This is a genomic window from Stenotrophomonas sp. FSL W7-1447, assembly GCF_037966425.1.
In the GTDB taxonomy this organism is placed as follows: domain Bacteria; phylum Pseudomonadota; class Gammaproteobacteria; order Xanthomonadales; family Xanthomonadaceae; genus Stenotrophomonas; species Stenotrophomonas pavanii.
Genome location: NZ_CP150199.1, coordinates 371,052 through 390,733, shown reverse-complemented (window position 1 = coordinate 390,733; position 19,682 = coordinate 371,052). Strand labels below are relative to the sequence as shown.

The window sequence follows — 19,682 nt, the reverse complement described above, 5'->3', positions numbered from 1 at the left end:
GGCTCGACTCTCCACACGGCGTCAGCCCTCGCGGGCAACCTGGAAACCGGCGAACGACTGGCTGACCGGCATCAGCTCCAGGCGATTGATGTTCAAGTGCGGCGGCAGCGTGGCCACCCAGAAGATCTGTTCGGCGATGTCTTCGGCCGTCATTGGATTGGCACCGCTGTACAGCTTGTCCGAGGCGTTCTGGTCGCCATGGGTGCGGACCACGGTGAACTCGGTCTCGGCCATCCCCGGCTCGATCGTGGTCACGCGCACGCCGGTGCCGTGCAGGTCCGAGCGCAGGCCGAGCGAGAACTGGCTGACGAAGGCCTTGGTACCGCCGTAGGCATTGCCGCCCGGGTACGGGTAGACACCGGCCACCGACGAAATGTTGATGATCGCGCCCTTGCGCTCCACCAGCTGCGGCAACAGGCGGTGGGTCAGGGTCACCAGCGCGGTGATGTTGGTGTCGATCATCGTGGTCCAGTCCGACAGCCTGGCGCTCTGTGCCGGTGCGGTGCCCTGCGCCAGGCCCGCGTTGTTGACCAGCAGGTCGATCTCGCCGAAGGCCGGCGGCAGCGCCAGCAGCGCCGCTTCCATCGCCACCGCGTCGCGGATATCGAAGACGGCGGCGTGCACCACGTCCTTGCCGTAGCGCTCGACCAGCGGCTGCAGGCGTTCACTGCGGCGGCCGGTGGCGATCACCTTCCAGCCCGCCTGGGCGAAGCGGTGGACAGCGGCGGCGCCGAAGCCGGACGTGGCGCCGGTAATCAGGACAGTGCGGGTCATCAGGCAACTCCAGGGGAAAAACCAGACCCCCATTCTGGCACCGACGGTTGGCCTCTGTGTTGCCCGATCAGCCAGATCCGGGGTCAGACCCCCTTGCTCCGCAACGGGATCTGACCCCAGCTGCAGGGTGACCGGTACAATCGGGCCATGATCAACAACGATGTCCTGCGCAGCGTGCGCTATTCCCTGGACCTGGGTGACCAGCACGTGGTCGCCCTGTGCCAGATGGCCGATCCGGCCTTCACCGTGGATACCGAACAGGTGAAAGCCTGGCTGCGCCGCGAGGACGAAGCCGGTTTCGAGGCGATGAACGACAGCGCGCTGGCGCACTTCCTCGACGGCCTGATCGTGCACCTGCGCGGACGCGACGAGAGCCAGCCGCAGCGGGCGGTGGAAACCCGCATCGACAACAACCTGGTGCTGAAGAAGCTGCGGGTGGCCTTCCAGCTGCGCGACGTGGACCTGATGGAGATCTTCGCCAGCGCCGGCTTCAACGTGTCCAAGTCCGAAGTCGGCGCGCTGTTCCGCCAGCCCGGGCACGCCAACTACCGGCGCTGCCTGGACCAGATGCTGCGCAACTTCCTCAAGGGCCTGAGCCTGCGCCTGCGCGGCTGAGCACCGCCTCGACGAAGGCGCGCGCGGCCGGCGCCGGCAGTCGCTGCCAGACCAGGTGCACGCGCCGGGTCGGGGTCGGCTGCAATGGAATCCGCACCACGCCCTCGAAGCCGTCGGCGATCGACGCCGGCACGATGCCGACGGCCAGCCCATGGCGGACGAAGCGTTCGACCAGTTCCATCAGGTTGACCTCGAAACGCACCGCGTGCGGCACGCCAGCGGCGGCGAACGCATCGTCGGTCTGCCGGCGCGCACCGGTGCCGCGCGGGAAGTCGACCAGCGCCTCATCCTGCAGTGCGGTCAATGGCAGGCGCGGCTGCCCGGCCAGGCGATGCGACGGCGCCAGCACGGCCACCAGATCCTCCTCCTGCAGCATCTGGTGGCAGACGCCGTCCAGGGGCGCCGAGGGCGCCAGCCCGACCAGTGCCACATCCAGCGCGCGCGACTGCACCTGCGCGATCAGGTCCTCACTCCTGTCCACCCGCAACTGGAATTCCACCTGCGGGTGCACCTGCTGGAACGCCGCGAGCATCGCCACCAGGTCGATGCCGGCCAGCGAGGAGATCTGCCCGATGGCCAGCAGTCCGCGTATCTCGCCGCTGACGGCGGCCACGTCGGCGCGCAGGTGGCGCAGGCTGGCCTGCACCTGGCGCGCATGCACCAGCAAGGCCTCGCCGGCCGCGGTGGCCCGTACCTGGCGCGGCAGGCGCTCGAACAGCGTGATACCCAGTTCCTGTTCCAGATGGGCGATCTGGTGGCTGAGCGCGGACTGCACCACGTGGCAGCGTTCGGCGGCACGGGTGAAATTGCCCTCTTCGGCCAGGGCCACGGCGAACTCCAGCTGCTTGAGATTCATCCTGCTATCTTGTTTCCAGATGACACGGATGATGATGATTCATTTCCATCATGCGCGCAGCAGGCGGACACTGTGTACCCCACTTGCTGGAACACCGCGTGAGTCCGTCGCTCCCCCCTCTGCACCGCTGGCAGGTGCTGCTGATGTCGGTCGCCACCGGCGTGGCCGTGGCCAGCAACTACTATGCGCAGCCACTGCTGCACACCATCGCCGACGCGTTCGGCGTGCCGTTCGGCCAGGCCGGCATGGTGGTCACCGCCGCGCAGCTGAGCTATGCCGCCGGCCTGATCCTGCTGGTGCCGCTGGGCGACCTGTTCGAACGCCGGCGCCTGATCGTGGTGATGAGCCTGCTGTCGGCCGGCGGGCTGGTGATCAGTGCCTGCGCACCGTCGCTGACCTGGTTGCTGGTGGGCACCGCGATCACCGGCCTGTTTTCGGTGGTGGCCCAGGTGCTGGTGCCGTTCGCGGCCACGCTGGCGGCACCGGAACACCGTGGCCGCGTGGTCGGCACGCTGATGAGTGGCCTGCTGCTGGGCATCCTGCTGGCGCGCACCGTGGCCGGCCTGCTGTCCAGCCTGGGTGACTGGCGGCTGGTGTATGCGATCGCCGCCGGCGCCCTGGTGCTGACTGCACTGGCACTGCAGCGCGGCCTGCCCCGCTTCCACCACAGTGCAGGGCTGGGTTATTTCGCGTTGCTGCGTTCGATCGGCGTGCTGTTCGTGCAGGAACCGGTGCTGCGCCAGCGCACGCTGCTGGGCGCCTGCAGCTTCGCCATGTTCGCGATCTTCTGGACACCGCTCGCGTTCCTGCTGGCACAGCCGCCCTACGGCTACAGCGACGCGACGATCGGCCTGTTCGGGCTGGTGGGTGCGGCCGGCACGCTGGCCGCCGGCCTGGCCGGCCGCATGTCCGACCGTGGCCAGAGCGGTCGCGCCACCGCCATCGCCCTGGTGCTGTTGCTGCTGTCGTGGCTGCCGCTGGGGCTGTCGTCGCACTCGTTGTTGGCACTGCTGATCGGCGTGGTGGTGCTGGACATGGCCGCGCAGCTGCTGCACGTCAGCAACCAGAACCTGATCTACGCACTGCAGCCTGCGGCGCGCAACCGCCTCAATGCCGGCTACATGACCGGCTACTTCATCGGCGGCTCGCTGGGTTCACTGCTGTCGGCACAGGTCTACCCGCGCTTCGGCTGGACCGGCGTGTGCGTGGCCGGTACCGCCGTGGCCGTGCTGGCGCTGCTGCTGTGGCTGCCCGGCGCGCTGCGTGCGCGCCAGGCGGCATCGTCGAACTAGAAGCTGCCCTGCAGCGCCAGCTCCCAGCGTCCACCGGCATTGCCCGGGAACAGGCGCTTGGCGGCGTTGTCGGTGTCATGCACGGTGGCGCGCAGCTCCCATGCCGGGGTCAGCGTGGCAATGGCACTGAGCTGGCCATGCAGGTAATCCGGGCCCTGTGCAGTGGCCAGCCAGTACTGGCCCACGGCCGCTTCCAGGCGGAAGCGTTCATGCAGCGGCACACGCACGCCCAGCTGGGCATAAGTGCCGCGATGTCCGCCGGCCAGTGCATCGTTGGAATGGGCGACCTGCAGCCAGGCACGCTGCTTCCAGGTCGCGGTGGTGCTGAGCTCGGTCCAGTCCAGCGCGCGGCCGGTGCCCGGGTACACATAGCGGGTCAGGTTGGCATCCAGGGTCCAGTCCGGTGCCAGCGCGCCGGACCAGCCTGCCACCAGATCGAACTCGCTGCGCGCGCCATTGTCCGGTTTGAACGAGACGTTGGAACCCCAGACGCTGGCGTACCACCCCGATGCGATCGCGATCTTCGCGCCGGCCTGTACTGCCGGGTCGCCCTCGCTCTGCGAACTGCCGCGCCACACGTAGTCGCTGGTCAACGCGGCGCTGCCACTGGCCTGCACCTGTGCCTGCGCGCTGCCGATCCCGAGCAGCCCTGCCAGTGCGGCCACCACCGCCGCCATCATCCCCTTGCTGTTCACTGCACTGTGTTCCTCGTCGAAGGCGGTCGCGCCGCCGGGACGGCAGTGTCGGGCGCGTGCCCGTAACGGATCGAGGGTGCTGCCCGGCCAGCGGCGCAAATTCGGCGTAAATCCCGTGGATCGGGGCCATGTGCCAGCGGCGCGGTATCATGGCGCCCTGTTTCCAGGAACCAACCGCGTGGACGCCATCCTGACCCCGGTATCGATCGGCGAGCTGATCGACAAGATCACCATTCTCCAGATCAAGGCCGAACGCATCGACGACGCCGCCAAGCTGGCCAACGTGCGCACCGAGCTGGACGGCCTGCTGCCCCTGTTGCAGCAGCAGTTGCAGGCACAGCCGGCGCTGGCCGCGCTGCAGCAGCAGTTGAAGGCGATCAACGAGCGCATGTGGGACATCCAGGACCAGCTGCGCGACAAGGAAGCGGCGCAGGTGTTCGACGATGCGTTCATCCAGCTGGCACGCGGCGTCTATGGCACCAATGGCGAACGCGTGCAGGTGAAGAACGAGATCAACCGCGTGGCCGGTTCGGCGCTGGTGGAAGAGAAGCAGTACCAGGGCGAGTGAGCGCGCTCATCCGCAATCCAGCAGCTGCCGGAAGCGGAACAGGTCGCCATCGCCGCGGATGCCGAGCTTGCGGTAGGCCGAGGTTTTCTGCGAACTGATCGTGCTGGCCGAGCGCCCTGACCGCAGGGCCATTTCGCTGGTGCTGAACCCTTTCAGCACCAGCCCGAGCACTTCACGTTCGCGGCGGCTCAGTGGCGCCAGCGTGGGCGCCGGCATCCTGCGGGTGCGTGGCAGGTTGAGTGCCGCACGCAGCTCCGGAGGCACGAAGCGCCCTCCGCGGGCGACCACGTCGATCGCGCGCAGCAGCAGGTCCGGCGGCGTCGACTTGGACAGGAAGCCACGCGCGCCGGCACGCATGGCGGTCGTTACCGTACTGGCATTGCAGTGCGCCGAAAGCACCAGTACCGGCAGCGCCGGCCAGCGCTGCGACAGCACGTGCAACAACGCCATGCCATCGCCCAGGTTGCCCATCGGCAACGCATCGATCAGCAGCAGGTCGACACAGCGTGGACTGCGCTGCAGCAGCTGCAGCAGATGGGCCTCGCTGGACAGGCTCACCCGGACCTGCACGCCACTGTGCTGGCGCAGCAGCACTTCCACGCCCAACCGCAGCACAGGATGCGGGTCCAGCAGCGCCAGGCGGCATGGCCGATCAGGCAGCAGGGGCGGGAGAGTCGGCGGCATCGCGGCATGTCCAGGCAACATGGGGCATCCACCGTAGGCCGGTGCCCGCAGCGGCGGAATCCAATTCCTTGCAATGCCCGGCCCGCGCACGCCACCAGTCAGATGGCATTTCGTTTTGCATCCCCGCAAATGCAACAGGCCCGGCAAATGCCGGGCCTGTCGAAGCGTCTGCAGCGCGGAATCGCGCCGAGGGCGCAATTACCAGCTGAAGCGCGGGCCGACGGTGTATTCCTTGTCGCCGTGGCGGTTCATCTTCAGCTCGCCGTTCAGGCCCCAGTTCTGGTTCAGCTTGACCTGACCACCCAGGCGGCCGTACCACTGGCCATCCGGATTGACGCCGTGCTTCTTGGCGTAGTCTTCGTAGCCGACCATGCCGTAGACCTCGGCGTGGGCGCCGAAGGCGGTGCGGATACCGGCTTCAGCGCTGTAGCCGTTGAAGTCCAGGCCGTGCTTCGGGTCGAACTTCTGGTAGGCGACGCGGGCAACGAAGTCGGTGGTCGGCGCGATTTCGACGTTGTAGCCGGCACCGATCTTCCACTGGTCAACCTTCAGGTTGGTGTGGTCGATTTCCTGGCGGCTGTACTCGCCGAAGGCGTGGAAGTTCGGCAGGAAGCCGTACGAACCCTTCACGCCCCAGCCGTCGGCCTTGATGCCTTCGACGTCGGTCTTGGCGTAGTCGGCTTCGGCGTAGTTGTAGGACAGGTTCTCAGCAGCCGAGGCGGTGAACGGCAGGGCAGCGGCCAGGGCCAGAGCAATCAGCGAATTCTTCATGGGGGTACACCTTTACTTTCTTATGGTGTGCAGCAGCGCCAAGGCGCCATCGCATCGGGAATGTGAATTCTCCGTTATTCGCCACAACGCTCCCTGAAAACAGCAGTCTTCGCATTGCTGAATTTTCTGGCTTGATTCAGGCTCTATCTGGCATACGCGCGCGCCGCGCGTGCATTCTGCTTCCAGCTTTCACCCACCTTTCCCCCGATGTCGATCCGCGATGCCCGGGTTCGTCGGTTACTTGAAGACCGTGCATGCGGCACGGTCCATGCGGAGGCAGGCAATGAGCTACATCGATGGTTTCGTCCTGGCGGTACCCACCGCCAACAAGGAGAAGTTCCTCGCCCATGCGCGCGCCGGCGACGTGGTGTTCATCGAATACGGCGCGCTGCGCGTGGTTGAGTGCTGGGGTGACGACGTACCGCACGGCAAGACCACCGACTTCTTCGGCGCGGTGAAAGCCACGCCGGAGGAGACGGTGGTGTTTTCCTGGATCGAATGGCCGGACAAGCCGACCCGCGACGCCGGCATGAAGAAGATGATGGAGGACCCACGGCTGGATCCGGCGAAGAATCCGATGCCGTTCGACGGCGCGCGGATGATCTACGGCGGCTTCGTGCCGATCTACGAGCTGACGCGCTGAAGCCGGCGGACGTGCTCAGCGCGCGTCCGTTTCATCGCTGCCAGCGGCATGGCCGGCGCCCAGTGCGGCGCCGGCACCGAGGCCCATGCCGCCCATCCCGGCGCCCATGCCGCCCCCGCCGCCACCGCCCGCACGCCCACTCCTGGCATCGCCATCATTGCGGCCCTTGCCACCGCCACTGGCACCAGGCCGGGTCGGGCCCTGCGGTGGAATCTTCAGGTCGGCCGGAATCGGGGCGAGGTCCAGTGCTTCGCGCACGAAGTCACGCAGCGACACCACCAGTTCGTGGGTATGCACCGGGCGCCCCTGCGCCAGTTCATGGGCGGCACGCGCGGCCAGCCGCACCTGTTCGTCGGTGCCCAGCAACAGGATGTCCGACAATGCGGCTTCGACCGCGTCACGGATGCGCCGCGCGCGGTCCGAGCGCGGCTCGGCGATGGCTTCGGCACCTTCGCGCTGGCCCAGGTCGCGACGATGGCGCGGATCCACGCCCAGCTCGCCGGTGAACGAACCACCGAGGGTCTTGTAGGCCGCCATCAGCGTGCGCAGCCGCTCGTTGATCTGCCGGTTCTCGCGCTCGCGGCGCTGCTGCAGGGTCTGCATCACCAGCAGGCGGATGCCCACGCCCAGCAGGGTGATCAGGACCAGGCCGGCCAACGTGGACAGCACCCCCTGCCAGGAACTGAAGTCAATACCGCGCATGCGTGGGCTCCGGCGGGAAGAACCTGCATCTTGCCCCAGTCCCTGCCCCGGAAACGCGAAGGCCCCGCCACCCGATGGGCGGCAGGGCCTTCGGTCACGGCGCGATTACTTGCGCTTGGCGACCTTGCGCACGGCCTTGGCCGGCGCCTTCTTGGCAGCGACCTTCTTCAGCGGCGCAGTCTTCTTGGCGACCGTCTTGCGGGTGGCGGCGACCTTCTTGCCCACCGCCTTCTTGGCGACGGCGGTCTTCTTGCCGACAACCTTCTTGGCAGCGGCGGTCTTCTTGCCGACGGCCTTCTTGGCAACAGCAGCCTTCTTGCCGACCACCTTCTTGGCGGCTGCGGTCTTCTTGGTAGCGACCTTCTTGGTGGCGGCAACCTTCTTGCCGACAACCTTCTTCGCAGCCACGGCCTTCTTGCCGGCGACCTTCTTGGCGGCAACGGTCTTCTTGGCCACAGCCTTCTTGGCGGTGGCGACCTTCTTGCCGACCACCTTCTTGGCGGCCGCGGTCTTCTTGGCAACGGTCTTCTTCGCGACGGCGGCCTTCTTGGTGGCGGCCTTCTTCACGGTGGCGACCTTCTTGCCGGCAGCCTGGGTGGCGGCCTTGGTGGTCTTCTTGGCGGCGGCGGCCTTCTTGGTCACGGCCTTGCCCGCAGCGGCCTTCTTCTTGGCCACTTCCTTCTTCAGGGCAGCGGCTTCGGCCTTGGCGTTCTGCTTGGCCGCTTCCAGCTTCTTCCTGGCGTTGGCAACGGTCTTGCCGACCGACTTGGCGGCCTTCTCGGCCTTCTTGGCCACGGTCTTCTCGACCTTGGCGACAGCCTTCCTGGCCTTGGCAACGCGGGTGCCGGCAGCCTTGGTGGCGCGCTTGACGGTCTTCTTGACCGACTTCACTGCGTCTTCGGCAGCGTGGGCGATGGTCTCGCCAACGTTGGTGGCGGTTTCTTTGACGTTCTCGACGGCGTCGGTCACGACCGACACACCATTACCGTTGCTCATGTTGCCCTCCTGCGGGCCTTAAGTATCAAAACGGGGCGATGCTATACCGACATTGACGATCGTGGAACGGGGCATGCGCCCGCAATCGCATCTGCTGCGACACCGATGGTGTACGCAGCCGTCCCCACCATCGCCTGCGCTTTGCAGCAAACCCCTTTTTTTCAGCGATGTGCCGCGCCCATCGCGTGGTGTCCGGCAGGCCCCGCGCGTGCCCGCGCGAAGGCGGCAGCCTGCACGTGTCGTGGCGCATTGCGGCGCCGGCTTGCGCGGAACTGCGCAAGGTTCGGCTGCGGCCGGCGCGCTCGGCGATCGCCTTCGGCGGCGCGCGAATCCGCTGCCCGGTGTGTCGCTACGGCCCTGTTTCCGCCCCTGCCGCCGACGTCCAGGCACGCCGTTTTCATGGCGCATTTATCCAGATCGCGACACACTCATTCAGCTTGTTTTACCGTAGGGCCGAACCGCCCCCACCCACGCCAGCGAACCGACTCCCATGCGACCGCTACCTACCCTGCTCACGCTCGCAATCGCCGCCGCCTTCGGCGGCTTCGTTGCCACCGGCCTCAATGCGCACCTGGACAACCGTGCCGACGCAGCGCCACTGCCTGCGGTGCTGCCGACCACCGCGGCGCTGCCGGCCTCGGTGGCCGGGCAGGCGGTGCCGTCGCTGGCGCCGATGCTGGAAAAGGCGATGCCGGCGGTGGTCAGCGTCAATACCAAGCAGGTGGTGCGCGTGCGCAACCCCTTCTTCAACGACCCGTTCTTCCGCCGCCTGTTCCCGGACATCCCGCAGGAACGCATCAATGAATCACTGGGCTCGGGCGTGATCATCGACGCCCGGGAGGGCCTGGTGCTGACCAACCACCACGTCATCGATAACGCCGATGACGTGCAGGTGACCCTGGCCGACGGGCGCACGGTGAAAGCGGAGTTCCTCGGTTCGGACCGCGATACCGACATCGCGCTGATCCGCATCCCGGCGCAGAACCTGACCGACATCAAGCTCGGCAACAGCGACCAGCTGCGCGTGGGCGACTTCGTGGTGGCGATCGGCAATCCGTTCGGCTTCAGCCAGACGGTCACCTCGGGCATCGTTTCGGCGGTGGGCCGCAGCGGCATCCGTGGGCTGGGCTACCAGAACTTCATCCAGACCGACGCGTCGATCAACCCGGGCAACTCCGGTGGCGCGCTGGTCGACCTGCAGGGCCAGCTGGTCGGCATCAACACCGCCAGCTTCAACCCGCAGGGCAGCATGGCCGGCAACATCGGCCTGGGCCTGGCCATTCCGTCCAACCTGGCGCGCAGCGTGGTGGACCAGCTGGTCAAGCACGGCGTGGTGGTGCGTGGCACGCTGGGCGTGGAGAGCCAGAACCTGACCGCGCAGATCGCGCAGGGCCTGGGCCTGGGCGAAACCCGTGGCGCGCTGATCACGCGGGTACTGGCCGGCTCGGCCGCGGCCGCGGCCGGACTGAAGCCGGGCGACGTGGTGGTTTCGGCAAACGGCCAGCGCGTGGACAGCGCCGAAGCGCTGCACAACGTGGAAGGCCTGGCGGCGGTCGGCAGCCCGATGACGCTGGACGTGCGCCGCGAAGGCAAGCCCCTGCAGATCAAGGCAACGCTGAAGGAACAGGCGCGTGCGGTCAGCGGTGAGAGCCTGGACCCGCGCCTGACCGGCGCGACCTTTGTCGACCTGCCCGAGTCGCTGCGGCAATCGGGTGTCGGCGGCGTACTGGTCAGCGAGGTCAAGCGCGGCAGCCGCGCGGCCAGCAATGGCCTGCAGCAGGGCGACATCATCACCGACGCCACCGTCGGTGAGTTCGCCGATCTGGCCAGCTGGCGTGCCAACTTCCAGCAACGCCCGCCGACCCTGGTGGTGCGCGTGCTGCGCAACAACGGCCAGCAGCAGGGCCAGCTCGTGATGCGCTGATCGCCCTGCCGTAACACCCCCTATACCCTGGCAATGGTATTGCTGTCAGTCCAGGTCGGCACCGCCGACGCCCGTTCCCCCATCGCAACAGGAGTGATTCGATGAGCCCCACCAATACCGAGAACCTGAAGGAACACCTGGGTGAAGCCGGTTCCCACCTGAAGCAGGCCGCCAGCGCCGCCGGCGGTGCGATCAAGGGCGCCACCGGTGCAGCAACCGACGAGCTGCGCATCGGCAAGGCCAACGTGAAGGCCGAGCTGTCCGACAGCGCGCTGTCCGGCCTGGCCGCCGCCGAGTTCGGCGGTGCCGCCGCCAAGGAACAGGTCGACGCACTGATGGACAAGGGCAAGGACCTGATCGACAGCGCCGCCGAGCTGATCCGCGAGCGTCCGCTGGCCTCGTTCGGCGTCGCCTTCGCTACCGGCTGGATCATTGCCAAGCTGGCCCGCGGCAGCAGCGACAAGTAAGCCGCGGCGTGAGCGAAGACAACGCGCAAGCCCCTGATCCGGCGGCCACCCCGCCGCTGGATGAGAGCATCCGCCAGGTCGGCGCGGCCGGTCGTGCCGCCGCCGATTCGGCCAAGCACACCGTGCGCTCGCTGCGCCGGCTGGCCTCGGCCGACTTCGCCCTGGCCCGCAGTGCCTTCGGCCGTGCGCTGGCCTGGGCCGGCGTGGCGATCGTATTTGGTGCCTCGGCCTGGCTGCTGATGGCGGCCACCCTCATCGCGCTGCTGCAGAGCTGGGGGCTGAGCTGGCTGCAGGCGCTGCTGATCACCTCGCTGCTGAGCCTGGCCGTCACCGGCTATGCCATCTGGCGGGTGTCCTACTTCTTCCACCACACCGGCATGCACGCCACCCGGCGCCAACTGTCACGCCTGGGGCTGTTCGACGAGCCCAGCGAGGACGATCCGGATGCCGAGGTGCAGCTGCCCGAGGGCAAGCCATGAAGTTCGGTGCGCTGCAGCGGCGGGTAAAACGCTGCGAACAGGTGGTGACCGTGCGCCTGGTCGAAACCCAGGACCACTGGTCCACGCTCAGCCAGGTCTGGCGCCGGGGCTGGTCGCCGCTGCGCATCGTCGTGGTCGGACTGGCCGGCGGTTTCATCGCCGGCAAGCTGGAAGTGCCAGGCAAGGTGAACGGTGCGCGCTGGCTGCAGATGGCCGGTTCGGTCTCGAACCTGTTCGCCAGCGCACAGGCGGCGTTCGCCACCGCGATGGCGGCACAGGCGGCAGCCACAGCCGACGACGCGGCCGAAGAAGCCGGCGATGCGAGCGAACAGGCGCAGGCAGCCGTCTCCGCCGCCGACGCACGGCCCGCACCGGCGCCGCGACCGGTGCCGGAAGCGGAGCTGCGCGAACCGCGTCCGGCCGAAGCGGCCACCGAGCTGTCCGAACGTTGATCCATGGAAACCGCCGTGCCGCAGACGGCCGGCGGATAATGCGTTTCCCTTTCCGGCTGGTGCGTCGATGAGCGAGTCCCTCCTGTCCCCGTCACCGGCCGATCCACAGGAACCGGACGCGCCGCTGCCGCCTCCCTCGCGCCCGCGCGGGCCGATGTCACTGGTGGTGCTGGCAACGCTGGCCGTCGGATACACGCTGTGGGCCGCGCAGGACATCATCCTGCCGGTGCTGCTGGCGATGTTCTTCGCGCTGGTCGGCAATCCGATCCTGCGCCTGCTGCAGAAGCTGTGGATTCCGCGCGCCCTGGGCGCACTGCTGATCCTCGGCGCCGGCCTGGGCGTGACCGGTTCGCTGGCAGTGCAGCTGATCGGCCCGGCGATGGAATGGGCGCAGGAAGCGCCGCAGCAGCTGCGCAAGGTCGCCCGCCAGGTACAGAACCTGACCAAGCCGGTGCAGCAGGCCAACCAGGCCGCGGAGAACTTCGCGCGCGTGGCCGGCGGTGACAGCAACCACAAGGTGCAGGTGATCCGCACCCAGCTGGACGACCCGTACCGCATGCTGACCCGTGCCCCCCGACTGGCGGCATCGGTACTGGCGGTGGTGTTGCTGACGCTGTTCTTCATGATCTACGGGCAGAGCCTGCAGCGCGCGGCGATCGCCCTGTTGCCCAACCGCCAGCAGCAGCGCTTCACCACCGACATCCTGCGTTCGATCGAGCGCGAGGTCTCGCGCTATGTGCTGACCATCAGCGTGATCAATACGCTGGTCGGGCTGGTGTTCGCCGGCGTGCTGATGCTGCTCGGCATCGGCCTGCAGGAAGCGCTGTTGTGGGGCACGGTCGCCGCGCTGCTGAATTTTGCGCCCTACGTGGGCCCGCTGATCGGCGTGGCGCTGATGCTGCTGATGGGCTTCGTGGAATTCCCCGACCCGCTGCAGGCGCTGCTGCCGGCCGCCGCCTACCTGGCCCTGCACACGCTGGAAGGGCAGATGGTGACCCCGATCGTGCTGGGCCGGCGCATGAAGCTGTCACCGCTGGTGCTGATCCTGGCGCTGATGGTGTTCGGCTGGGCCTGGGGCATGATCGGCCTGCTGCTGGCGGTGCCCCTGCTGGTATGCATCAAACTGGTGCTGGCACGGCTGGATGGCACCCAGGGCTGGGCGCGGCTGCTGGAATGAAAGCCCGCGCGGGCAGGCGTAGAATGGCGGGGTGAATTTCCCCGTCCAAGCCATCACCCTCGACCTCGACGACACGCTGTGGCCGTTCGCTCCGATCGGCGCCCGCATCGAGCAGGTCCTGCACGCATGGATGCGTGAACACAGCCCCGCCACCGCCGCGATGTATCCGGTGGCCGCGATGCGCGAACTGCGCGAGCGGCTGTACCACGCCCACCCGCATCTGCACCACGACCTCAGCGAACTGCGCCGGCTGACCCTGCACGAAGCGCTGCACAGCAGTGGCGCCAGCCTGGACCTGCTGGAGCCGGCGTATGAGGTGTTCTACGCCGCGCGCAACCAGGTCGAGTGCTACCCCGATGCGATCGATGCGCTGGCGCGGATTGCCGCGCGGGTGCCGGTGGCTGCGTTGAGCAATGGCAATGCCGACCTGGAACGGATCGGCCTGGCCCATCACTTCGCCTTCCAGCTGGGCGCGCGCGAACACGGCGCGGCCAAGCCCGAAGCAAGCATCTTCCACGCTGCCTGCACCCGCCTCGGCGTGGTGCCGGCACAGGTACTGCATGTCGGCGACCACGCCGAGATGGACGTGGCCGGGGCGATCGCCGCCGGCCTGCGCGGCTGCTGGATCAACCGCGACGCAGCCACCTGGACCCATCCGCAGCTGCAGCCGGACCTGCAGTTCGACACCCTCACCGGCCTGGCCGACTGGTTGGACGCCAACCTCGACGCCGCCGCATCCCGGAGTACCTGACGCATGAGCGAGATCACTGGTTTCACCGCCGACAGCGGCGCAGCACTGCCGCTGTACGTGCTGGACCGCGAACAGTTCGCGGCCTGGAAGGACGGCCAACCGGCCGCCACCCAGGCCTGGCTGGCGTCGCAGGGCTTCAGCGCCGGCGCGCACAGCGTGGCGTTGCTGCCGGGCGCCGATGGCCTGGCCGGCGCCGTGATCGGCGTCGGCGACCGCGCCGATGCCTACAGCTATGCGCACGCCCCGCACGCACTGCCCGAAGGCAGCGTGTGGCAGCTGGCCAACGAACTGCCGGCCGCCGAACAGGCACTGCTGCAGCTGGGCTGGGGCCTGGGCAGCTACCGCTTCGACCGCTACCGCAAGCGCAACCGTGCGCCGGCACAGCTGGTGGCGGCACCGTCCGGGGAAGTGGCCGACCTGATCGCTGCCAGCCTGCGCGTGCGCGACTGGGTCAATACCCCGACCGAAGACATGGGCCCGCAGCAGCTGGAAGACGCCGCGCGTGCCCTGGCCGCTGCCCATGGCGCGCAGGTCGAGGCGATCACCGGCGATGAACTGCTGAAGCAGAACTTCCCGGCCATCCACGCCGTCGGCCGTGCGTCGCACCGCGCGCCGCGCCTGGTCGTGCTGCGCTGGGGCAAGGACACCGATCCGGCGCTGGTGCTGGTCGGCAAGGGCGTCTGCTTCGATACCGGCGGGCTGGACATCAAGCCGGCCGACGGCATGCGCAACATGAAGAAGGACATGGGCGGCGCCGCGCATGCACTGGCGCTGGCCGGCCTGGTGATGGCGCGCGGGCTGCCGGTGCGCCTGACCCTGCTGGTGCCGGCGGTGGAAAACGCGATCGGCCCGGATGCGTTCCGCCCGGGCGAAGTGATCGCCACCCGCAAGGGCCTGAGCGTGGAGATCGACAACACCGACGCCGAAGGCCGGGTGATCCTGTGCGATGCGCTGACCTTCGCCAGCGAGCAGAAGCCTGACCTGGTGCTGGACTTCGCCACCCTTACCGGCGCTGCACGCATTGCGCTGGGTCCGGACCTGCCGGCGCTCTTCAGCAATGACGACAGCGTGGCCCAGCAGTGGCTGCAGGCCGGCGACGCCACCCGTGACCCGGTCTGGCGCATGCCGCTGTGGCGCCCCTACCTGCGTTACCTGAGCAGCGGCATCGCCGACCTGGCCAACGCCGGTTCGCGCATGGCCGGCTCGGTGACCGCCGCGCTGTACCTGGAACGCTTCCTCGAAGACGGCCAGCGCTGGGCGCATCTGGACGTGTACGCCTGGAACGACGGCGAGCGCCCGGGACGCCCGGCCGGTGGCGAGGCGCTGGCCCTGCGTTCGGCGTGGGCGATGCTCAAGGCGCGTTACGCATGATGGCGGCGCCGGGCACGGCCCGGCGCGTCCCCAAGCGGGGTCGGCAAATCTGACGAAAAATTGAATTCCGGCCCCGGCCGGGTTCTGCGAGGATGTGAGGGTCGACCACCCACACGCTCCGTGAAGGCAGGACTCCGACCATGTCGCTCTTCCGCTACACCCGCGCCGGCCAGACGGCAGGCGCACCGCGCAGGCATTCGCCGCTGCTCTGGATCGCATTGATCGCACTCATCCTGGGTGGCGTCGCGCTGGCCTTCGCCTGGCTGGCCGGCTGGATGGGCGACCGCCTCACCGCGCAGCGCTTCACCGACACCATCGAGGCCACCGGCCCGGCCCATCCGGGCTTCCGTCGTGCGCACAGCAAGGGCATCTGCGTAAGCGGCTGGTTCGAACCCAGCGCGCAGGCCCCCACCCTGTCCAGCGCGCGGGTGTTCTCGCAGGCCCGCGTACCGGTGATGGGCCGCCTGTCGATCGGTGGCGGTGATCCCTACGGCGCCGACAACACCGCACGCGTGCGCAGCCTGGCGGTGCAGTTGGTCAGCGACGATGGCCAGGAATGGCGGATGGCGATGAACAGCTTCCCGTTCTTCGCTGTGCCCAGCGCCGAGGCGTTCTACGAGCAGACCCGTGCCTCCATTCCCGACCCGGCCACCGGCAAGCCCGACCCGCAGAAGATGGCGGCGGTGCTGGCCAGGTACCCGAGCGCACAGGCGTTCCAGCAGTGGGCGAAGACGGCACCCTGGACCAGCAGCTGGGCCGACACCACCTTCAACAGTGTCAACAGCTTCTGGTTCACCAACGCGCAGGGCCAGAAGCGTGCGGTGCGCTGGCGCTGGCAGCCGCAGGCACCGGTAGTGGAAATGGACGCGGAAACGCGCAAGCAGGCCAGCGTCGATTTCCTCAGCGAGGAACTGCAGCAGCGCCTGGCCAAGGGCCCGGTGCGCTGGAACCTGGTCGTGACCACTGCCGAGCCCGGCGATGCCATCGACGATCCATCGGTACCCTGGCCGGAATCACGTGACCAGGTGGTGGCCGGCGTGCTCAGCCTGGACCACATGCAATCGCAGGAACAGGGTGCGTGTGGCCAGATCAACTTCGATCCGTTGATCCTGCCCAGCGGCGTGCGCGGCAGTGACGACCCCATCCTGGCGGCACGCTCGGCGGTCTATTCGCAGTCCTTCAACCGCCGCGAACGCGAGCGCGCCAGCGGTAACGTCGAGCCACCGAAGGAGGCCGCACGATGAGCACCGGTAACGGCCACTTCAACCTGCTGGCGCGGGTGCTGCACTGGTCCATGGCGCTGATGATCATTGCCATGCTGTTCATCGGTGTGACCATGGTCGCCTCGCTGCACCTGCGGCCGATGCTGATCGACCTGCACCGCCCATTGGGCATCGCCCTCGGCGTACTGGTGCTGCTGCGCCTCTACAACCGGCTGCGGCATCGCCCGCCGCCGCTGCCGGCGGATCTTCCGGTGTGGCAGGTGATGGCGGCCAAGGCTTCGCACTGGATGCTGTATGCACTGATGCTGGCGATGCCGCTGATCGGCTGGGCGATGCTGTCGGCCGGCGGCTACCCGATCGTGCTGTGGGGTGGCCTGCACCTGCCGCCGATCGTGCCGCACACTCCGGCGCTGTATGCCGCGTTGCGCAATGCGCACAGCCTGCTGGCCTATGTGTTGTTTGCCACGGTGCTGATGCATGTGGGTGCGGCGCTGTTCCACCTGTGGGTGCGGCGTGACGGGGTGTTCCAGGCGATGGCGCGCGGCAAGGAGTGATGATCGGGTTCGCCGGGAGTTCCCGGCGGGTTGTTTCCGCGACCGCGGGGGTGTCACTTTCTTTGCGCGTGCACCACGCTGCAGGAGCAGCGTGGAACGGCGTAGCCGGCCCGTAGGGTGGCGCACATGGATGTGCGCCATCAAGAAAGTAACCAAAGAAACACGCCGCCGGGGGCGCGAGTCGACGTGCTGCGCACGCCGGTACCCTGCGCTCAAGGCGGACTGGAAGGTCAAGATCAACAGCAAGAGCATCCACGCATGGCGTGGATCTACTGGGTGCTGCTTCTGCCTTTGACGTTGGGTCCGCCTTTTAGCGAGCCGAGCATCGCAGGGGAATCAGGGGCGTAGAGGCGCCGGTGTCTGAGCGCAGCGAGTTCGGCGCCGTCCCCTGATTCGCCGAGAAGCGCAGGGAACCGTCGCGTAGCGACGGCTCGCGCTCTGGCGGCGTGTTTCTTTGGTTACTTTCTTTGCACGAGCAAAGAAAGTGACACCTCTCCACAGGCGCGGAAATGATCCGCCGGGCAGCGCCCGGCGCTACCCGTGCGTCGGCGCACGCCGCTACAGCCACCCCTTCTGCCGCGCCAGCCGGTACGCCTCGATCCGGTTGGCCACACCCAGCTTGCCGATGCACTCGGACAGGTAATTGCGCACCGTACCGTGCGACAAGCCCAGCTGCTCGGCGATCTCGCTGGCGGTACGGCCCTCGCCCGCCAGCCGCAGCACGCGGCGCTCGCGGTCGGTCAGCGGATCGGCCTGTGACCATGCATCCAGCGCCAGCTGCGGGTCGATCGCACGGATGCCCTGCTTCACCTTGCGCAGTGCATCGGCCAGGTTCTCGGCCGGTGCATCCTTCAGCAGGTAGCCCAGCACGCCGGCTTCCAGCGCGCGGCGCAGGAAGCCGGCGCGGGCGAAGGTGGTCACGATCACCACCTTGATCGGCAGCTCGTGGCGCGCGATGCGCTGGGCAAGCTCGAGCCCGGACAGGCCCGGCATCTCGATGTCGGTCACCAGGATGTCCGGCTGCAACTGCTGCAGCATGCGCCACGCGGTTTCGCCGTCGGCGGCGCTGCCCAGCACCTCGATATCCGGCTCCAGGCCCAGCAGCGCCGACAGTGCGCCGCGTACCATCGCCTGGTCCTCGGCCAGCAGGATGCGGATCATGCGGCACCGTCCTGCGTCAGCGACGGCGGCGTTCCCGGCGGCAACGGTGTGGTCGCGGCAGCCAGTGGCACGCGCACGGTCAGTCGCGTGCCCTCGCCCCTTGCGGACTGTACCTGCAGGCTGCCTCCCAGGGCGGCCACGCGTTCGCGCATGCCGCTCAGCCCGTTGCCCTCGGCCTGCACGCCGCCACGGCCATCGTCGCGGATCTGCATCGCCAGCATGCGTCCCTCCAGCATGAACTCCACCCGTGCCTGTGTCGCCTGTGCATGGCGCACGATATTGGTTGCGGCCTCGCGCAGCACCAGCGCCAGACCGCGTTCGACATCCACCGGCATCGCCGGTGGTGGTGCGTATTGAAGGTGGACCTGCTGGCATTCCAGCAGCAGCCGCGCCGACGCCAGCTCACCGGCCAGGTCGCTGGCGCGGATGCCGGTGACCGCGCTGCGGACCTGTGCCAGCGCTTCGCGGGCGATGGCCTCGGCCTCGCCGATCTCCAGCCGCGCGCGCGCGTCGCCGCGGTCGTGCAGCTTGCGCGCCAGCTCCAGCTTCAACGTGATCAGCGACAGGGTGTGGCCGAGCAGGTCATGCAGGTCGCGGCCGATGCGTTCGCGCTCGGCCGTGGCCGCCAGCCGCCGCACCTCGTCCTGCGACAGCTGCAGTGCCGCATCCTTCTGCTGGTTGAGCGCTTCCACGTTCACGACCAGCCCCACGATATAGGACACGGCCGGGATCCAGACCAGGCTCTGCCATGGGTACTGGAACAGCAGCGCGAGGCTGCAGAACAGCAGATTCAGGCCAGTGAGCTGCAGCAGATACTGCCACCAGCCACCGCGTCCGCTCACCCGCAGCAGCACGCAGCCGAACACGAAGTAGGTCAGCCCGGACGGGTACCAGGGCAGCAGCACCAGCGACATCGCGATCAGGCCCAGTGCATAGCGCGGAGCGTGATGGCGCGGCGCCACCATCACCTTGGCGTACAGCAGCAGGAACACCGGATAGCTGGCCAGCGTCAGCAGCAGCCAGCGCAGGGTGAAGCCGTGGCCAAGCAAGGGCGTCAGGAAGATCCACACCGACCACAGCAAGTGGATTGCCTCGCTCCAGGGCGATTTTCCCCGGCGCAGCGTATCGGCCACCGCCGAGTCCGGCGCGGGGCGCAGCAGCGAGGCAAGCCATGTCGAGGGCACGGGCGGTTCCAGGCGGGGACGATCGCCGCCGATCATGCCAGTTCAGCTGCCTGCGCGCAGGCGCCGGTGCCGGCCGGGCGGCACCGGCGCAACCGGGCGCAGATCACGGTACGCTTGGCGGCGCCGCTGCGGCGGGCCGACAATGGGGCGATCGGATCCATGGGCAGTACCGGTAGCGGGGAACGTTGCCATCCTGTGCCGCCGTGGTCACATTTCGCAGTTGCCGCCGTCAGTGTCATCGGGTGACAGCTGTCACTGCCGTCATCGCTGTGCCTGCCTTCATGCTGTGCCGCACGCTCCACCGCCGGAACCGCCGCCGTCCGCCCTTCCGGCCACACCCGCC

The 19,682-nt window shown here is 68.2% G+C and carries 23 protein-coding genes; 13 read left to right on the top strand and 10 right to left on the bottom strand.

From position 1 onward, the window contains the following. Window positions 1-21: 21 nt before the first annotated feature. Entirely contained in the window at window positions 22-774 is a 753-nt protein-coding gene (locus NSQ78_RS01770; RefSeq protein WP_064237494.1) for an SDR family NAD(P)-dependent oxidoreductase, read from the bottom strand. Between the two features lie 147 nt (window positions 775-921). Between NSQ78_RS01770 and NSQ78_RS01765 the strand changes: the two genes are divergently transcribed. Further along, window positions 922-1,389, top strand: coding sequence for a DUF1456 family protein (locus NSQ78_RS01765; protein ID WP_049465947.1), 468 nt, complete (start codon window positions 922-924; stop codon window positions 1,387-1,389). Here NSQ78_RS01765 and NSQ78_RS01760 read toward each other — a convergent pair. Continuing rightward, window positions 1,358-2,245: a LysR family transcriptional regulator gene (locus NSQ78_RS01760; protein WP_064237493.1), complete on the bottom strand. Its 888-nt coding sequence runs from the start codon at window positions 2,243-2,245 to the stop codon at window positions 1,358-1,360. The genes NSQ78_RS01765 and NSQ78_RS01760 overlap by 32 nt on opposite strands. Before the next feature lie 98 nt (window positions 2,246-2,343). On the opposite strand from NSQ78_RS01760, the gene NSQ78_RS01755 reads away from it, so the two are divergent. Then, on the top strand, window positions 2,344-3,537 hold the full coding sequence (locus NSQ78_RS01755) for an MFS transporter (protein WP_337589301.1): 1,194 nt from the start codon (window positions 2,344-2,346) through the stop codon (window positions 3,535-3,537). On the opposite strand, the gene NSQ78_RS01750 is transcribed toward NSQ78_RS01755, so the two are convergent. Next, on the bottom strand, window positions 3,534-4,232 hold the full coding sequence (locus tag NSQ78_RS01750; RefSeq protein WP_049465953.1) for a TorF family putative porin: 699 nt from the start codon (window positions 4,230-4,232) through the stop codon (window positions 3,534-3,536). The two genes, NSQ78_RS01755 and NSQ78_RS01750, sit on opposite strands and share 4 nt — an antisense overlap. A gap of 178 nt (window positions 4,233-4,410) precedes the next feature. Here NSQ78_RS01750 and NSQ78_RS01745 point away from each other — a divergent pair, with 178 nt between their 5' ends. Continuing rightward, entirely contained in the window at window positions 4,411-4,800 is a 390-nt protein-coding gene (locus NSQ78_RS01745) for a DUF6165 family protein (protein WP_010486915.1), read from the top strand. A 6-nt stretch (window positions 4,801-4,806) separates the two neighbouring features. On the opposite strand, the gene NSQ78_RS01740 is transcribed toward NSQ78_RS01745, so the two are convergent. Next, window positions 4,807-5,484 carry a response regulator transcription factor gene (locus NSQ78_RS01740; protein WP_064237491.1) on the bottom strand — a complete coding sequence of 226 codons (678 nt, stop codon included), beginning with the start codon at window positions 5,482-5,484 and terminating at the stop codon, window positions 4,807-4,809. 198 nt (window positions 5,485-5,682) lie between these two features. Next, a complete protein-coding gene (locus NSQ78_RS01735) occupies window positions 5,683-6,255 on the bottom strand; it encodes an Ax21 family protein (protein WP_049465959.1) in 573 nt (190 codons plus the stop codon). A gap of 283 nt (window positions 6,256-6,538) precedes the next feature. On the opposite strand from NSQ78_RS01735, the gene NSQ78_RS01730 reads away from it, so the two are divergent. After that, on the top strand, window positions 6,539-6,898 hold the full coding sequence (locus tag NSQ78_RS01730) for a DUF1428 domain-containing protein (protein ID WP_053461947.1): 360 nt from the start codon (window positions 6,539-6,541) through the stop codon (window positions 6,896-6,898). 15 nt (window positions 6,899-6,913) lie between these two features. Here the strand turns inward: NSQ78_RS01730 and NSQ78_RS01725 are convergent, their stop codons facing one another. Together NSQ78_RS01725 and NSQ78_RS01720 are read right to left on the bottom strand one after the other, a co-directional pair. Further along, complete coding sequence (locus tag NSQ78_RS01725) at window positions 6,914-7,600, bottom strand: hypothetical protein (RefSeq protein WP_053461946.1); 687 nt, start codon at window positions 7,598-7,600, stop codon at window positions 6,914-6,916. A gap of 105 nt (window positions 7,601-7,705) precedes the next feature. Beyond that, window positions 7,706-8,596, bottom strand: a complete 891-nt coding sequence (locus NSQ78_RS01720) for a hypothetical protein (protein WP_064237490.1) — start codon at window positions 8,594-8,596, stop codon at window positions 7,706-7,708. A 490-nt stretch (window positions 8,597-9,086) separates the two neighbouring features. Between NSQ78_RS01720 and NSQ78_RS01715 the strand changes: the two genes are divergently transcribed. The 9 genes from NSQ78_RS01715 to NSQ78_RS01675 all read left to right on the top strand — a co-directional run bounded on the left by NSQ78_RS01715 (window position 9,087) and on the right by NSQ78_RS01675 (window position 16,994). Beyond that, window positions 9,087-10,520: a Do family serine endopeptidase gene (locus tag NSQ78_RS01715; protein ID WP_049465966.1), complete on the top strand. Its 1,434-nt coding sequence runs from the start codon at window positions 9,087-9,089 to the stop codon at window positions 10,518-10,520. Between the two features lie 101 nt (window positions 10,521-10,621). After that, complete coding sequence (locus NSQ78_RS01710) at window positions 10,622-10,987, top strand: hypothetical protein (protein ID WP_053461944.1); 366 nt, start codon at window positions 10,622-10,624, stop codon at window positions 10,985-10,987. An 8-nt stretch (window positions 10,988-10,995) separates the two neighbouring features. Next, window positions 10,996-11,466, top strand: coding sequence for a phage holin family protein (locus tag NSQ78_RS01705; protein ID WP_049465970.1), 471 nt, complete (start codon window positions 10,996-10,998; stop codon window positions 11,464-11,466). Next, window positions 11,463-11,918 carry a hypothetical protein gene (locus tag NSQ78_RS01700; RefSeq protein WP_049470024.1) on the top strand — a complete coding sequence of 152 codons (456 nt, stop codon included), beginning with the start codon at window positions 11,463-11,465 and terminating at the stop codon, window positions 11,916-11,918. Before NSQ78_RS01705 ends, NSQ78_RS01700 begins: the two co-directional genes overlap by 4 nt. Before the next feature lie 67 nt (window positions 11,919-11,985). Next, window positions 11,986-13,095 (top strand): AI-2E family transporter, encoded by a 1,110-nt coding sequence (locus NSQ78_RS01695; RefSeq protein WP_049470021.1) that lies wholly within the window; start codon window positions 11,986-11,988, stop codon window positions 13,093-13,095. A gap of 31 nt (window positions 13,096-13,126) precedes the next feature. Beyond that, entirely contained in the window at window positions 13,127-13,846 is a 720-nt protein-coding gene (locus NSQ78_RS01690) for an HAD-IA family hydrolase (RefSeq protein ID WP_049470017.1), read from the top strand. A gap of 3 nt (window positions 13,847-13,849) precedes the next feature. Continuing rightward, window positions 13,850-15,217, top strand: coding sequence for a M17 family metallopeptidase (locus NSQ78_RS01685; RefSeq protein WP_064237489.1), 1,368 nt, complete (start codon window positions 13,850-13,852; stop codon window positions 15,215-15,217). A 140-nt stretch (window positions 15,218-15,357) separates the two neighbouring features. Continuing rightward, window positions 15,358-16,461, top strand: coding sequence for a catalase family peroxidase (locus tag NSQ78_RS01680; protein WP_049470011.1), 1,104 nt, complete (start codon window positions 15,358-15,360; stop codon window positions 16,459-16,461). Continuing rightward, window positions 16,458-16,994 carry a cytochrome b gene (locus tag NSQ78_RS01675; RefSeq protein ID WP_057494446.1) on the top strand — a complete coding sequence of 179 codons (537 nt, stop codon included), beginning with the start codon at window positions 16,458-16,460 and terminating at the stop codon, window positions 16,992-16,994. The genes NSQ78_RS01680 and NSQ78_RS01675 overlap by 4 nt, the downstream gene beginning before the upstream one ends. A gap of 558 nt (window positions 16,995-17,552) precedes the next feature. On the opposite strand, the gene NSQ78_RS01670 is transcribed toward NSQ78_RS01675, so the two are convergent. The 3 genes from NSQ78_RS01670 to NSQ78_RS01660 are packed head-to-tail and all read right to left on the bottom strand — an operon-like array spanning window position 17,553 to window position 19,500. Next, window positions 17,553-18,155, bottom strand: coding sequence for a response regulator transcription factor (locus NSQ78_RS01670; RefSeq protein WP_014645643.1), 603 nt, complete (start codon window positions 18,153-18,155; stop codon window positions 17,553-17,555). Beyond that, a complete protein-coding gene (locus NSQ78_RS01665) occupies window positions 18,152-19,375 on the bottom strand; it encodes a sensor histidine kinase (protein ID WP_064237488.1) in 1,224 nt (407 codons plus the stop codon). Before NSQ78_RS01665 ends, NSQ78_RS01670 begins: the two co-directional genes overlap by 4 nt. Next, window positions 19,372-19,500: a hypothetical protein gene (locus tag NSQ78_RS01660; RefSeq protein WP_262088884.1), complete on the bottom strand. Its 129-nt coding sequence runs from the start codon at window positions 19,498-19,500 to the stop codon at window positions 19,372-19,374. Before NSQ78_RS01660 ends, NSQ78_RS01665 begins: the two co-directional genes overlap by 4 nt. Window positions 19,501-19,682 lie beyond the last annotated feature (182 nt).